At 65.6% G+C, this 13,024-nt stretch carries 16 protein-coding genes and 1 tRNA gene; 2 read left to right on the forward strand and 15 right to left on the reverse strand.

Features of this window, described 5'->3' with window-relative positions; translation table 11 throughout:
- Positions 1-86: 86 nt before the first annotated feature.
- Positions 87-163, forward strand: a tRNA-Arg gene (locus tag MIC97_RS13495).
- Here MIC97_RS13495 and MIC97_RS13500 read toward each other — a convergent pair.
- The 7 genes from MIC97_RS13500 to trbG form a co-directional block, all read right to left on the reverse strand.
- Positions 134-1,792 (reverse strand): recombinase family protein, encoded by a 1,659-nt coding sequence (locus MIC97_RS13500; RefSeq protein ID WP_239800444.1) that lies wholly within the window; start codon positions 1,790-1,792, stop codon positions 134-136. The two genes, MIC97_RS13495 and MIC97_RS13500, sit on opposite strands and share 30 nt — an antisense overlap.
- Positions 1,789-2,187 (reverse strand): helix-turn-helix domain-containing protein, encoded by a 399-nt coding sequence (locus MIC97_RS13505; protein ID WP_185919798.1) that lies wholly within the window; start codon positions 2,185-2,187, stop codon positions 1,789-1,791. The genes MIC97_RS13500 and MIC97_RS13505 overlap by 4 nt, the downstream gene beginning before the upstream one ends.
- The gene (locus tag MIC97_RS13510) at positions 2,184-2,537 is read right to left on the reverse strand and encodes a DUF6516 family protein (protein WP_185919797.1); all 354 of its coding nucleotides are present in this window, start codon (positions 2,535-2,537) and stop codon (positions 2,184-2,186) included. Before MIC97_RS13510 ends, MIC97_RS13505 begins: the two co-directional genes overlap by 4 nt.
- A complete protein-coding gene (locus tag MIC97_RS13515; protein ID WP_185919796.1) occupies positions 2,534-2,851 on the reverse strand; it encodes a hypothetical protein in 318 nt (105 codons plus the stop codon). Before MIC97_RS13515 ends, MIC97_RS13510 begins: the two co-directional genes overlap by 4 nt.
- A 101-nt stretch (positions 2,852-2,952) precedes the next feature.
- Positions 2,953-3,204 carry a DUF2274 domain-containing protein gene (locus MIC97_RS13520; protein WP_185919795.1) on the reverse strand — a complete coding sequence of 84 codons (252 nt, stop codon included), beginning with the start codon at positions 3,202-3,204 and terminating at the stop codon, positions 2,953-2,955.
- A 2-nt stretch (positions 3,205-3,206) separates the two neighbouring features.
- A complete protein-coding gene (locus MIC97_RS13525; protein WP_185919794.1) occupies positions 3,207-4,343 on the reverse strand; it encodes a TrbI/VirB10 family protein in 1,137 nt (378 codons plus the stop codon).
- The gene (gene trbG, locus MIC97_RS13530) at positions 4,340-5,284 is read right to left on the reverse strand and encodes a P-type conjugative transfer protein TrbG (RefSeq protein WP_239800445.1); all 945 of its coding nucleotides are present in this window, start codon (positions 5,282-5,284) and stop codon (positions 4,340-4,342) included. The genes MIC97_RS13525 and trbG overlap by 4 nt, the downstream gene beginning before the upstream one ends.
- A 72-nt stretch (positions 5,285-5,356) precedes the next feature.
- On the opposite strand from trbG, the gene MIC97_RS13535 reads away from it, so the two are divergent.
- Positions 5,357-5,734, forward strand: coding sequence for a nuclear transport factor 2 family protein (locus tag MIC97_RS13535; protein ID WP_185919793.1), 378 nt, complete (start codon positions 5,357-5,359; stop codon positions 5,732-5,734).
- A gap of 5 nt (positions 5,735-5,739) precedes the next feature.
- Here MIC97_RS13535 and trbF read toward each other — a convergent pair whose 3' ends face one another.
- Genes trbF through trbB form a run of 8 tightly spaced genes read right to left on the reverse strand, consistent with a single transcriptional unit; the run spans position 5,740 to position 12,949 of the window.
- Positions 5,740-6,429: a conjugal transfer protein TrbF gene (trbF, locus tag MIC97_RS13540; protein WP_185919792.1), complete on the reverse strand. Its 690-nt coding sequence runs from the start codon at positions 6,427-6,429 to the stop codon at positions 5,740-5,742.
- Entirely contained in the window at positions 6,426-7,787 is a 1,362-nt protein-coding gene (trbL, locus tag MIC97_RS13545) for a P-type conjugative transfer protein TrbL (protein ID WP_185919791.1), read from the reverse strand. Before trbL ends, trbF begins: the two co-directional genes overlap by 4 nt.
- A 2-nt stretch (positions 7,788-7,789) precedes the next feature.
- Positions 7,790-8,056 carry a putative entry exclusion protein TrbK-alt gene (gene trbK-alt, locus MIC97_RS13550; RefSeq protein WP_185919790.1) on the reverse strand — a complete coding sequence of 89 codons (267 nt, stop codon included), beginning with the start codon at positions 8,054-8,056 and terminating at the stop codon, positions 7,790-7,792.
- 14 nt (positions 8,057-8,070) lie between these two features.
- On the reverse strand, positions 8,071-8,844 hold the full coding sequence (trbJ, locus tag MIC97_RS13555; RefSeq protein ID WP_185919789.1) for a P-type conjugative transfer protein TrbJ: 774 nt from the start codon (positions 8,842-8,844) through the stop codon (positions 8,071-8,073).
- Positions 8,841-11,333 carry a conjugal transfer protein TrbE gene (gene trbE, locus MIC97_RS13560; protein ID WP_239800446.1) on the reverse strand — a complete coding sequence of 831 codons (2,493 nt, stop codon included), beginning with the start codon at positions 11,331-11,333 and terminating at the stop codon, positions 8,841-8,843. The genes trbJ and trbE overlap by 4 nt, the downstream gene beginning before the upstream one ends.
- A 10-nt stretch (positions 11,334-11,343) precedes the next feature.
- A complete protein-coding gene (locus tag MIC97_RS13565) occupies positions 11,344-11,625 on the reverse strand; it encodes a VirB3 family type IV secretion system protein (RefSeq protein WP_239800447.1) in 282 nt (93 codons plus the stop codon).
- A complete protein-coding gene (locus MIC97_RS13570; protein WP_021696279.1) occupies positions 11,625-11,957 on the reverse strand; it encodes a TrbC/VirB2 family protein in 333 nt (110 codons plus the stop codon). The genes MIC97_RS13565 and MIC97_RS13570 overlap by 1 nt, the downstream gene beginning before the upstream one ends.
- Complete coding sequence (gene trbB, locus MIC97_RS13575; RefSeq protein WP_239800448.1) at positions 11,954-12,949, reverse strand: P-type conjugative transfer ATPase TrbB; 996 nt, start codon at positions 12,947-12,949, stop codon at positions 11,954-11,956. Before trbB ends, MIC97_RS13570 begins: the two co-directional genes overlap by 4 nt.
- Positions 12,950-13,024: the final 75 nt, after the last annotated feature.

The following is a 13,024-nucleotide window of genomic DNA, read 5'->3' on the forward strand; positions in this document are numbered from 1 at the left end:
AATTCCCGGAATCAGCCGCTAGTGAAGCGGCACGTTCGCGGCCGGTTCTTAAAGCCAGCCGCCAGGTTGCCCAGGCGACCTGACGCGCGCCCGTAGCTCAGCTGGATAGAGCACCAGACTACGAATCTGGGGGTCAGAGGTTCGAATCCTTTCGGGCGCGCCATTTCAGAACAGAACTATGAACGCCGAATACCGCCGTTTCTACGCTTGAAGCGGCGACCAGCGTTCGCAGCAGTTCCGACTTCGATCCCATGATGCGAACCTCGTCGTCGGCAACCTCGACACGCTGCGCCAGCGCGCGTAGATGGTCGCGGCGGTAGCCGCCATCGTCGAGCCTGATCCGTTCACGGGCTTTGCGGGCAAACCCCTTGAGCATATCGGGTGTGACGCCCTGATTGCCTGAACTATCGAGCGCGAACTGCGTGCGCTCCGCGTCGGCGGCGGCTTGATCCCGCAATGCCTTGAGGCTCACCATGCGTTCCTTTGCCATGGCGTCGTCCTTGTCCACCATGCCGGCTTCGATGGCGTCAAAGAGACGACCGAGCCGCTGGTCGGCTTCCGTGATTCGCCTTTGAAGCTCGGCAAGATGCTCGCGGCGGCGCTCGGTGCGTTCCTGTCGGCGGTCGATGACGCTGGCAAGGACGGTTTCCAACCGCTTGGGCAGGAGCAGGCGATCCCCGATATAATCGGCAACCGTATGGTCCAGCTTGTCCATCGGGATCGTGCGGCCCTTGCAGCCGGTCTTGCCCTGCCGGGCCTTCGTCGAGCAGGTGTAGTAGCGATATGTCGTGCCCGCGCTGCCCCGTCCGGTGCGCAACGTCATTGCGCCTCCGCACTTGGCGCAGAAGCAAATGCCGGTCAGGAGCGTGGGGCCGCTGGAGACACGCGCGGGCGTCACCATGGGGTTGCGGGCTTTCAGGCGGGCTTGCACCGCGTCGAACACTTCGCGCTCGATCAGGGGCGGCACCGCCATGATGGCGACCTCGCTCTCCGGCTTCTTCTCCCGGTCCTTGTGCGAGCGGGTGTTGAACCTGTGCTCGCCGATATAGGTGGTGCGGGTCAGGATGGCGTGGATTTGCGCCAGACCCCAGCGCCCGCCGTCACGGGTGAAGAAGCGGCGCTCGTTGAGATAAGTGGCGATGGCCTTGACGCCCATCGCGCCGGACGTGCCGTCGCCCTCAAGGAACAGGCGATAGATCAGCCGCACGGTGTCGGCGTGCAGCGGGTCGATCTCCAGCTTCTTCTTGGTCTTCGATCCCCGCTGCTCGGCCGCGACGATGCGATAGCCGATAGGCGGCCGTGCGCCGTTCCAGAAGCCTTGCCGGGCGTTCTCGTTCATGGCACGCAGGACGTGCTTGGCGTTCTCCTTCGACTGGTATTCGTCGAACAGCGCCATGATCTGCCGCATCATCTGGTGCATGGGATCGTCGCCCATCTCCTGCGTGATGGACACGAGCTTGACGCCGTTCTTCGCCAGTTTCCTGACGTAGAACTCCATCTCGAAGTGATCGCGGAAAAACCGGCTGAACGAGTGGACCACGACAATATCGAAGGGCGCGGGCTTGGAAGTGCCCGCCTCGATCATGCGCTGGAACTCGGGGCGCTTGTCGTTGGTGGCGGTTGCGCCCGGTTCCACATAAGTCTCAACGAGCTGATAGCCGCGTTGCTCGCAATAGGCTTCGCCCTGCCGCTTCTGGTCGGGAATAGAAATATCATGCTCGGCCTGCCGGGCAGTCGAGACGCGCAGATACAGAGCAGCGCGGGCGGTAATGGTTGGGCTGTGTATGTTCATGCTCGACCTCCCATAGCTTTCTTCGCCTTGGGGCGGTCGATCAGGGGCAACGCCAGCTCCACCCGGTCATGCATCACCTTGGGCGCGAGTTTGCGTCCATGCCCCGGTTCAAGCCGCACAAGACCGTAGTTCTCCATGGTTTTCAGGGTGCGTGACAGATTGGAGCCGGCCCGGCCGGTGATTTCCGCCAGTTCCTCCAGCGATGCCGGGGCTTTCTCGGCGATGATGCGCAGCAGTTCGCGGTTGCCGGCCGACAGCACCTTGGCGAAGGATTCGGTCGAGGTGAACCACACCTTCGGATCGGTGGGCGCAGGTTTTTCCTCGCCGCGCGCGATCCGCATGGTGCGGGCCTTCATTTCTTCATAGTCGGCAATCCCGACTTTCAATGTGGTCATAGGGCACCTCGTTCCTTCAATACCGCGTCCACCGCCTGCCAGAAGTCGGCCAGTAGCGTGGCCGCGTCCTCGTAGGCGTAAGGCTTCACGGTCTGAAAGCGGTGCCGATGGTCCATCGGCTCGCCGCGTCTGCCTCGGCCGACCGGATGGGCATTGTCGAAGCCGACCAGCCGTTCGCCCGAAGGCCCGTGAAGCGTGAGCGAGTAATCGAGGCCGTGCGGCTTCTCCGGCGAGGCCGGAACGCGGGTGACGACGAATTTCACCCAATGGCCGCCCTCTGGATCGACAAAGAGCATCTGTCCGTCGAGGTCCAGAAGCGTGTCAAGGCCCGGATCACGATCCGCGCTCATGTCTTTTTCCTATCAGTTTGAGATAGGAATTGCAAGCTGCTTTCCGGCTTTCTCGGGCTCAAGAGTTCGTCGAACACATCGCCGAACCAACGCTCGAACACGTCAATCTCGGCCTCGGTAACAGGAATGTCCTCCGGCCAATCGTCGGTAACGCGCATCCTCTGGCCGTTCGGGCCGAGAAGTGGCGTGTTGCCGGCTCGCGTCCGGTCGTCCGGCGTAGGATCGTCGGCGTAGTCGAACAGATCGTCGGGAAGTGGTTCGGGGATCGACTGTCGCGGTCGCCCTTTGCGGGCGCGGCGGCGCTCTGCGCACATGGAATCCTCCTTGGTTTTGGCGGATTCCGGGGCGCTATTGGCCCCGGAATTAGGCGAACCATGGAGGGCAGTCGGCGGCCTGTAGCGTGCCGCATTTGCGCCTATGCGCTGGCGGCACCCCTGACGGATAGGCTTAGCTTGTGCTCCGCCGCCTTGGCGAAACCGCGATCCGTAGCGATGAAGTGTTGAAGCATCGGCACGATGAGCTTGGCGGGATCGGCGACGGGCTGGTCGCTCTGGCGGGCCAGCACCTCGGCATAGGCGATCAGATCGCGGTTGAGGGTCGCGGGCAGCTCCAGCATGACCTTGACGGGCTTTTCGTCGGGCAGCGGGCCGAGTTTCAGCTTGGTCATGGTCAACCTCCTGCCGGCTCGAACACAAGATCGCGGGTTACGATGATCCTGACCGGGAAGCCCGGCCGGATGGTGAGCGTCGGCGCAACCTGCAACTGGCGCTGGACGATCTGCTGGCCGGCCTGATTGACGGTATCCTGCGCCCCGTCGCGGATGGCGCGGATCAGCCGGTCCTCGTCGCTCGTCGCCAGTTCCGAGCCGACCGCGAGCAGCGTGGACAACCCTGCGGCCTTCATCAGATCCCACCAGTGATAATCGACGCCATCCTCAAGGCCGGCATAGCCGCTCGCGTCCGCGCCCGGCAGGCGCTCCAGAACGATGGAGCGGCCGCCCGGCAGGATCAGGCGGTTCCACACCAGCAACACGCGGCGCTGGCCGAAGGTCACGCCGTCATCGTATTGGCCGATGATGCGCGTGCCCTGCGGGATCAGGAGCAGCGAGCCGGTCGGGCTGTCATAGACGTTCTCCGTCACCTGTGCGGTGATCTGGCCGGGCAGATCGGAACGGATGCCGGTGATAAGCGCGGCCGGGATCACGGCCCCGGCCTGAAGGATGTAGGGCGAGGCCGGCGGCGCGACGCGATCCGGCGCAACGGTCTGCCGGTCCACCGGCCCGTTGAGAAACGCCGCATGGCGGTCCTGTGTAGCTGGCTGCCCGCCGAGGCCAAGCCCGGCAAGGCCGGGTATGGCCGTTCCTGCCGGCGCTCCCGCGCGCGGGCCGGACTGGAAAAACACGTTGCTCAAGCGCGCGGCTTCTTCCTCGGCGCGGCGGCGTTCTTCTTCGGGATCGACGGCGGGTGTCGCCATAACGGGCGGCGCAACCGGCTGCCCCCGGTTCTGCGCGTCGAGGATCGGACGGCCGAGGTCGCCGGGCAATGCCGGCCCCAAGACGGGGCCGGTGTAGTCGCGCGGCAGGCCGGACAAGCCGTCCGCCGTGGGGCGGTTCTCGGTCGAATAGAGTTCGTCGCCGCCCGGTCCTGCATCGCGGGTCTGGAGCGCGTAAATCAGCGCCCCGCCGATGCCGAGCAGCGCGACGGCTCCGACGCCTGCCAGCATCTTGCGGGACAGGCGGGTGATGCGGGGCGGTTCGGCGCGCAGGCGCATGGGTGCGGCGGTGTCGGTGATGGTGTTCTCGCTCATGACGGGGTGTCTCCGGTCGCGCTGGCGGGCTGCGCGGCGGCGGCCTGCGTCGGGTTGGTGCGGACGATCCTGATGACCTGCTGGCGATTGCCGCTGCCAAGGCGCAACTCGGCCGCGCCGAACAGGCGATCCACGATCAGGACGTTTTGATGGATACGGCTGTTGACGATCTGCGGCTCGCCGTTCGATCCAAGCACGAAGATCGGCGGCATTTCGCCCTGCACGATTCCGGCCGGGAAGACGACATAGATGCGCCTGCCATCGTCAAAGACGGAAACCGGCCGCCATGGCGGGCTGTCGCCCTGCACCTGCAAGGCGTAGCGATAGTTTCGCGCTGCCTCGGCCGGAATGATCGGCGCGGCCGGAACCGTATGGCGCTGGCCGGCAGGCGGTGCCGGATAGGCCCATGCCACGGCCGGCATGTAGAGCGATTCCCGCGCGCGCAGCTCGATCATGTAGGTGCGCCGGTCGGTGGTGACGACAAGGTTGGTGGAAATGTCCGGCCGCGTGGGCTTCACGAGGATAAGGACACGGCGGCTTGCGCCGCTGCCGCTCTCGGTGTCGCCGATAATCCACCTCGTCGTATCGCCCGCCGCGATCGGCCCCGCGCCTGTCAGGCTCTCGCCCGGCTCCAGCGCAATGGTCGTGATCTGCCCGACTGCGGCATAGACCTGATAGAGCGCGCCTTCCGACCACGGATAAATCTGAATGGCGTTGTAGTAGCCTTCCCGGCGCGGCTCGACGCGGGCGGCTGCGTTGGCGTTCTCGACGCGGCCGGTCGGCGTGCCTGCGGCGGTGCCGCCGCGCGCCACGGTCCATGCCGGAGGCACATGCAGCGGCCGGGGCGTGTTGTCGGTTGCCGCCGCCTGCACGGTCGGCAGCGGCGGCACGCTGGCGTCGTAGCTGAATTGCGGCGTCTGGTTGGTGGCGCAGCCTGCCAAAGTAATTGCAAACGCCGTCGCAAAAATCGCATAGGTTAGCGACTTCAGGATCAGTAAGGAGGAACCGACAGAATGGATTCTGTGCCGACGATTGTTGCCCGGTATATCGACGCCTACAACAGGATGAATGTTCAGGCGATGCTCGACTGCCTGTCGGGCGACGTTCGGTTTATCAACAGATCGAACGGAGAGACGACGAACGAAACGCACGGGATCGAGGCATTTCGCGCGCTGGCGGAACAGGGCGTCCAGTTGTTTGCTGAAAGAGAACAGACGATCCTCGACTGTATCGCGATAGACGACCGTGCAGCCGTGCGCATCGGCTATCGCGCCAAGGTCAAAACCGACCTGCCCAATGGCTGGAAGGCTGGACAGGAGGTCGAGATGACGGGCACCTCGTTCTTCATGATCTCCGAGGGAAAGATCAGCGAGGTGATTGATGCAAGCTGAGGTTTTCATTGGCTCATCTCCCGCGACCACGAAATTGCATTGACGTAGATGCCGAGCGGATTGGCGCGCAGTCGCTCGGCATCGCGCGGGGTCTGGATCACGATGGTCAGGATGGCGGTCCATCGTTCCGTAGTGGAGAGCTGGCCGTTCTCGTAGTGCCGCTCCACCCACGAAACGCGGAAGGAATCCGGCGATGCCCGGATGACCGATGACACTTCGATGGCGACCTGTTGGCGGCCAACCTTGGTGAAGGGGTCATTGGCGCGGGCATAATCGTTCAGCGCCGCCGCGCCCCTGTCGGTGGTCCACTCATAGGCCCGAAGCCAGTTCTGGCGGACAATGATCGCGTCGGCCGGGATCGCGCGGACCTGCTCGATGAAGCGGCCGAGATGGAAAGCGATCTGCGGATCGGTCGGGCGATAGTCGGCATTGGCGGGCGCGACGGTTTGCGCCTGACCGAGATTGTCCACCTGAACAACCCAAGGCACCACGGTGCCGCGCGCCGATTGCCAGACCAATGCCGAAGCGAAGCCGACAGACAGGATCAGCGAGCCGAAGGCCATGAGCCGCCAGTTGCGCGCCTGCACGCGGGCCGAGCCGATACGCTCGTCCCAGACTTGCGCAGCGCGCTGATAGGGTGTCTCGGGTTCCGGCGTCTTGCCGTAATGGGTTGCTGGTCGTTTGAAGATGCTCATGAGCGGTCACTTTCGGAAAGGTTGACGGAGGAACCGGAACCGTGGCTGTCGCCAGACCGCACCGCATGGGCGGCCATGGTGGTGCCGTGGTTCATTGCCTGCGAGCGGCGCATCTGCTGCGCCCATGCGGGCGGGCTGCCGGCCGGGCCGGATGCTGCGGCGGCGGGGTCGGCGCTCGCGCCGCCGACCGTGCCCATGGTCGAGCTGCCGCCCGACGCGCCGAAACCGGCTTTCGCACCAGCAGAGAAGCTGGATTTGACGGATTCGCTGGCACGCGCGGCGGCGCGTTTGAGGGGCGAGATGGCCGCCGATCCTGCGGCTCGCGCGACGCCGCCGAGGCCGGAGGCGACACCGGCCGCACCGGACTGGCCGAGCGAGCCGACGCTATAGGCAGCGGAGGCAGCGCCTGCGGTTGCCGCGCCGCCGCGAACGGCAGCGGCTCCACCGGACAGGGCAGCGGCACCGCCTTTGGCGGCGAGCATGGTCCCGCCGCCAGCGGCGACGGCTGCGCCTGCGACCGCAAGCCCGGTTCCCACGGCAGCACCCGCGCCAAGCTGCGGGCCGCCCGAAACGATGCCGTTGGCGATACCGGGACCGAAGATGCCGAGGCCAAGCAGCGACAGGGCTGCCAGCACAATCGCCATGGCGTCGTCCACGGTGGGGGTCGCCCCGCCGAAACCGGCCGTGAACTGCGAGAACAGCGTCGAGCCGATACCGATGATGACGGCTAGCACCAGAACCTTGATGCCGGACGACACCACGTTGCCCAAGACCTTCTCGGCCATGAACGCGGTCTTGCCGAACAGGCCGAAGGGGATCAGCACGAAGCCGGCGAGCGTGGTCAGTTTGAACTCGATCAGCGTCACGAAAAGCTGGATGGCGAGGATGAAGAAGGCGAGCACCACCAACGCCCATGCGAACAGCAGACAGGCGATCTGGATGAAGTTCTCGAAGAACGCGATCCAGCCCATCAGGTCGGAAATGGAATCGAGCAGCGGACGGCCGGCATCGAGGCCGGTCTGCGCGACGCGGCCCGGCCGCATCAGATCGGTGACGGAAAAGCCGGTGCCCGACGCCATGAGGCCGAGGCCGGCGAAGCTCTCGAAGACGATGCGCGCGAGGTTGTTCCAATTGCTGATGATGTAGGCGAAGACGCCGACAAACAGGGTCTTTTTCACCAGCCGCGCGATAATGTCGTCATCCGCACCCCATGCCCAAAACAGCGCGGCAAGCGTCACGTCGATGACGATGAGCGTCGTGGCGATGAAGGCGACCTCGCCGCCGAGCAGCCCGAAACCGCTGTCGATGTAGGAGGTGAAGACCCCAAGGAAATTGTCGATGACGCCCGTGTTGCCCATGGTCAGCGCGCCTCGCTGCGATCACGGCCGAGGAAACGGTCGCGGGATTCAGCCCATGCGGCGAGGCAGCCGGCGTCGCTCGCCGCCGCCTCGCCGAGCTGCTGGCAACGGCGCAGGGTTTCGCGCAGGGGATCGGCCGGGGGCTGGAAGGCCGAGGCCGGGGGCGGCGCGGAAGGTTCATCCTTCCGCGCCATGTCGATTGCGGTCGCCGTGACGGCGATAGCGATGAACACAACGGCCGCAAGCCGTGCCAGCATCTTGCCGTCCATGGCGAGCCTCCCGGTCAGTTGTTGCCGTTGAACATCTGCGCGTTGCCGGGCTGGTATCCGCTGCCCGGCGTCAGGAACCGTTCGCGCTGGATGCGGCCCTGCTCGGCGGCGGTCGCGCGCTCGGCCTCGGTCAGCGCATCGGCGCGGCCGTTCGCCGAGATGACCGCGATCAGGTCGGAAAGCTGCTGCGACTGGAGCGCGAGTAGCTGGTTGCCGGCTTGTGTGGCTTGCAGCGCGCCGGTCGCGCCTTGGCTCTGGCCGACAAGCGCGGCCATCTCGGCGCGGTTGCTGTCGATGTTGCCGACCGCACCGGCCTGAACGCGCATGGCATCCTGCAAGCCGCCGACCGTGTTCTCCCATCGGCTGCGCGCATCGGCGACAAGCTGGGCGTCGGTCGTCGAAAGCGAGACATTGCCGTATTGCTGCTGGAACGCTTGGTCGATCTGCCCGACCTCGAACGCGATATTCTGCGCCTGTCCCAGAAGCTGCTGGGTGCGCTGGACGTTCTGCTGGAGCTGCTGGAGCGAGGAATACGGCAGGCTCGCCAGATTTCGGGCCTGATTGATGAGCATCTGCGCCTCGTTCTGGAGGCTGGTGATCTGGTTGTTGATCTGCTCCAGTGTGCGCGCGGCCGTGAGCACGTTCTGCGCATAGTTGCTCGGATCATAGACGATGCGGCCGAAGCCGAATTGCGCATGGGCCGGGGTTGCCAGCATGGGCGAAAGCGCGACGGGCACGGCAAGCGCCAGCGCGAGGGCCGAGGCCCCGACGATCTTGGGATAGGTCATGGAAGAATCTCCTGTGTGGGGTGGGTATCGAGCTGGGCCGGTGCGGCGGATTCCGGCCGGTCGGCAAGATTGGTGAGGTTGGGGATCAGCTCGGCCGCCCACTCGACGCCGCGCTCGCGCAGCCATCCGGCGAGGAAGCCGTCGCGGCCGTGTTCGGCGACGATCTGCGCAATGAGGGTCTGGTCGGATTTGGCGGATGCGGCGCAGAGCGCGAGGCCGACTTCGGACAGGCCAAGCTCGAACAGGCGATTGCCCCTGCGGCTTTGGCAGTAATAATCCCGTTTGGGCGTGGCCCTTGCGAGGATTTCGATCTGGCGGTCATTCAACCCGAAACGCCGATAAATCTCGGTGATCTGCGGCTCGATGGCGCGCTCGTTCGGCAGCAAGAGCCGCGTCGGACAACTCTCGATGATGGCGGGCGCGATGTTGCTTCCGTCAATGTCGGACAGGCTTTGCGTGGCGAAGATGACCGATGCGTTTTTCTTGCGCAGCGTTTTCAGCCATTCGCGGAGCTGGCCGGCGAAACCTTCATCGTCGAGCGCAAGCCAGCCTTCATCTATGATGAGCAGCGTTGGTCTCCCGTCGAGCCGGTCGCCGATACGATGGAACAGATAGGCGAGCACGGCCGGGGCCGCGCCGGTCCCGACAAGGCCCTCGATCTCGAAGGCTTGCACATCGGCCGAGCCGAGGTGTTCGGCTTCGGCGTCCAGCAGCCGGCCATAAGCACCGCCGACGCAGAACGGGCGCAATGCCTGCTTCAAGTCGTTCGACTGGAGCAGCACGGCAAGGCCGGTGATGGTGCGTTCCTCGACCGGCGCGGAGGCGAGCGAAGTCAGCGCCGTCCAAAGATATTCCTTCACCTCGGGCGTGATGGCGATGCCTTCGCGCATGAGGATGGCGGCGATCCAGTCCGCCGCCCATGCGCGTTCATAGGTGTCGTGGATGCGGGCAAGCGGCTGGAGCGAAACGGACGCCTCGTCCCCTTTCGTGAGGCCACCGCCCAAATCGTGCCAGTCGCCGCCCATGGCGAGCGCGGCGGCGCGGATCGAACCGCCGAAGTCGAAGGCAAAGACTTGGCTGGCCTCATAGCGCCGGAACTGCAAGGCCATGAGGGCGAGCAGCACGCTCTTGCCCGCGCCCGTGGGGCCGACGACAAGGGTGTGCCCTACGTCGCCGACATGCAAAGACAACCGGAACGGGGTTGAGCCTTCGGTCTTTCCAAAGAGCAAAGGGGGCGCACCGAAATGCTCGTCCCGTTCCGGCCCCGCCCACACCGCCGAAAGCGGGATCATGTGGGCGAGATTCAAAGTGCTGATGGGTGGCTGGCGGACATTGGCGTAGGCGTGTCCGGGCAGGCTGCCGAGCCAAGCGTCAACCGCGTTGACGCTCTCGGGCATGGCGGTGAAGTCGCGTCCCTGAACGATCTTCTCGACCAGGCGCAGCTTCTCGTCGGCTAGGCGCGGGTCGGCATCCCAAACGGTGACGGTGGCCGTGACATAGGCCATGCCCGCCACGTCCGCGCCAAGCTCCTGCAAGGCCATGTCCGCGTCGAGCGCCTTGTTCGCCGCGTCGGTGTCCACAAGAGCGGACGCCTCGTTGGTCATTACCTCTTTGAGAATCGCCGCGATGCTCTTGCGCTTGGCGAACCATTGCCGCCTGATCTTGGTGAGCAGTCGGGTTGCGTCCGTCTTGTCGAGCAGGATGGCGCGGGTGTTCCACCTGTAGGGGAACGGCAGGCGGTTCATTTCATCGAGCAGGCCCGGCGTCGTCGCGGTGGGGAATCCCACGATGGTCAGGACGCGCAGGTGTGCATCGCCAAGGCGCGGCTCCAGCCCGCCGGTCAACGGCTGGTCGGCGAGCAGCGCGTCGAGGTGCATCGGCACCTCGGGCACGCGCACGCGATGCCGATTGGTCGAAATGGTGGAATGGAGATAGGTCAGCGTCGCGCCGTCATCCGTCCAACGGCACTCGGGCATGAAGCCGTCGAGCAGCGCCAGCACGCGGTCGGTGCGGTCGATGAAGGCGCGCAGCAGCTCCCAAGGGTCCACGCCGGTTTTCTCGCGGCCCTCGTAGAGCCATGTTTCGGCGCGTGCGACTTCCTCGGCCGGGGGCAGCCAGAGGAAGGTCAGGAAATAGCCCGACACGAAATGCGTGCCTGCTTCCTCGAAACCGGCCTTGCGCTCGGCATCGACCAGCGCCGATGCGGCATCGGGAAACGTGCTGTCGGGATAGGTCGCGGCCTCGCTGCGCTGTGCCTCGACGAAGATGCTCCAGCCGGAGCCGAGACGGCGCACGGCGTTGTTGATGCGGCCGGCGACGGCGACCAGTTCGGCGGCGACAGCGGAATCCAGATCGGGACCGCGAAACTTCGCCGTCCTCTGAAAACTGCCGTCCTTGTTCAAGACGACGCCGGAGCCGAGCAACGCGGCCCATGGCAGATAGTCGGCGAGCCGGGCGGCGGTGCGGCGATATTCGGCAAGGTTCATCATGGCCGCGCCCTCACACCGCCAGATGGCCGGGGACGCGCAGATGCCTGCGCCCGACCTCGACGAATTGGGGATCGCGCTTCGTCGCCCATACGGCGGCGAAATGGCCGATGGCCCAAATGGCGATGCCAACCAGCCATAGGCGCAGGCCGAGGCCAACGGCCCCGGCAAGCGTCCCGTTCATGATGGCGATGGAGCGGGGTGCGCCGCCGAGCAGAATATGCTCGGTCAACGCCCGGTGGACCGGGATCGAGAATCCCGGCACCCCGTCGAGCTGTTCGAGGCCGCCCGCCATCAAACGAGCGCCCCGCCGCCGAACGAGAAGAACGACAGGAAGAAGCTCGACGCGGCGAACGCGATGCTGAGGCCGAAAACGATCTGGATCAGGCGACGGAAGCCGCCGCTGGTATCGCCGAACGCGAGGGTCAGGCCCGTCACGATGATGATGATGACGGCGATGATCTTGGCGACCGGCCCCTCGATGGACTGGAGGATTTGCTGCAAGGGCTGCTCCCACGGCATCGACGAACCGGACGCATGGGCGGCCGGGGCGAGCATGAGGCTGATGGCAAGGGTGGATGCGGCGGTCGCGGCGAAGCGATAGCCGCGCGTAAGCGTGCGGATCATGAAGATTCTCCTGTGCTGGTGGGGGTTGCCAAAGGGATGGGATGCGTGATGCGGTAGTCGCCGTCCGGCCCCAGCCCCTCGACGCGGGCAAGCTCGGCCAGCCGGCGCGCGGAACCGCGCCCGGAAAGGACGGCAACAAGGTCGATAGTCTCGGCGATCAGGGCGCGCGGGACCGTGACGACAGCCTCTTGGATGAGCTGTTCAAGGCGACGGAGCGCGCCGATGCCGGTGCCGGCATGGATGGTGCCGATCCCGCCCGGATGGCCGGTTCCCCAAGCCTTGAGCAGATCGAGGGCTTCGGGACCACGAACCTCACCAATGGGGATACGGTCGGGGCGCAAGCGCAGCGAGGACCGGACCAGATCGGAAAGTGTGGCCACGCCGTCTTTCGTCCGCATGGCGACAAGATTGGGCGCGGCGCATTGTAGCTCGCGCGTGTCCTCGATGATGACGACGCGATCTTCCGTCTTCGCCACCTCGGCGAGCAGCGCGTTGGTCAGCGTGGTCTTGCCGGTGCTGGTGCCGCCCGCCACGAGGATGTTGGCGCGGGAAGAGACGGCCGCGCGTAGCGTCGCAGCCTGATCGGCGGACATGATGCCCGCCGCCACATAGTCGTCGAGGCTGAACACGGCGACGGCGGGCTTGCGGATTGCGAAGGTCGGGGCGGCGACCACGGGCGGCAGCAGGCCCTCGAATCTTTCGCCCGACTCCGGCAGCTCGGCCGAGACACGGGGGCTGCGGGCATGAACCTCCGCACCGACATGATGCGCGACCAGCCGAACGATGCGTTCGCCATCGGCGGCAGACAGGCGCTCGCCCGTATCGGAAAGCCCTTCGGACAGGCGGTCGATCCACAACCGCCCGTCCGGGTTCAACATCACTTCGACCACGGCCGGGTCTTCGAGCAGTCGCGCGATTGCCGGCCCCAATGCCGTGCGCAACATGCGCGCGCCGCGCTGGATCGCTTCCTGTCTTTGGTGGTTGGTTGTCATGTCGGCCCCGGCTTCTGGCGAGGCGCAACAGACGGTCCCCGCAACGGGGTCGATTAAGAAAGCCCGGAATTGGGC

Origin of the sequence: Aquamicrobium sp. NLF2-7 (genome assembly GCF_022359935.1) — a bacterium.
Classification (GTDB): Bacteria; Pseudomonadota; Alphaproteobacteria; order Rhizobiales; family Rhizobiaceae; genus Mesorhizobium; species Mesorhizobium lusatiense.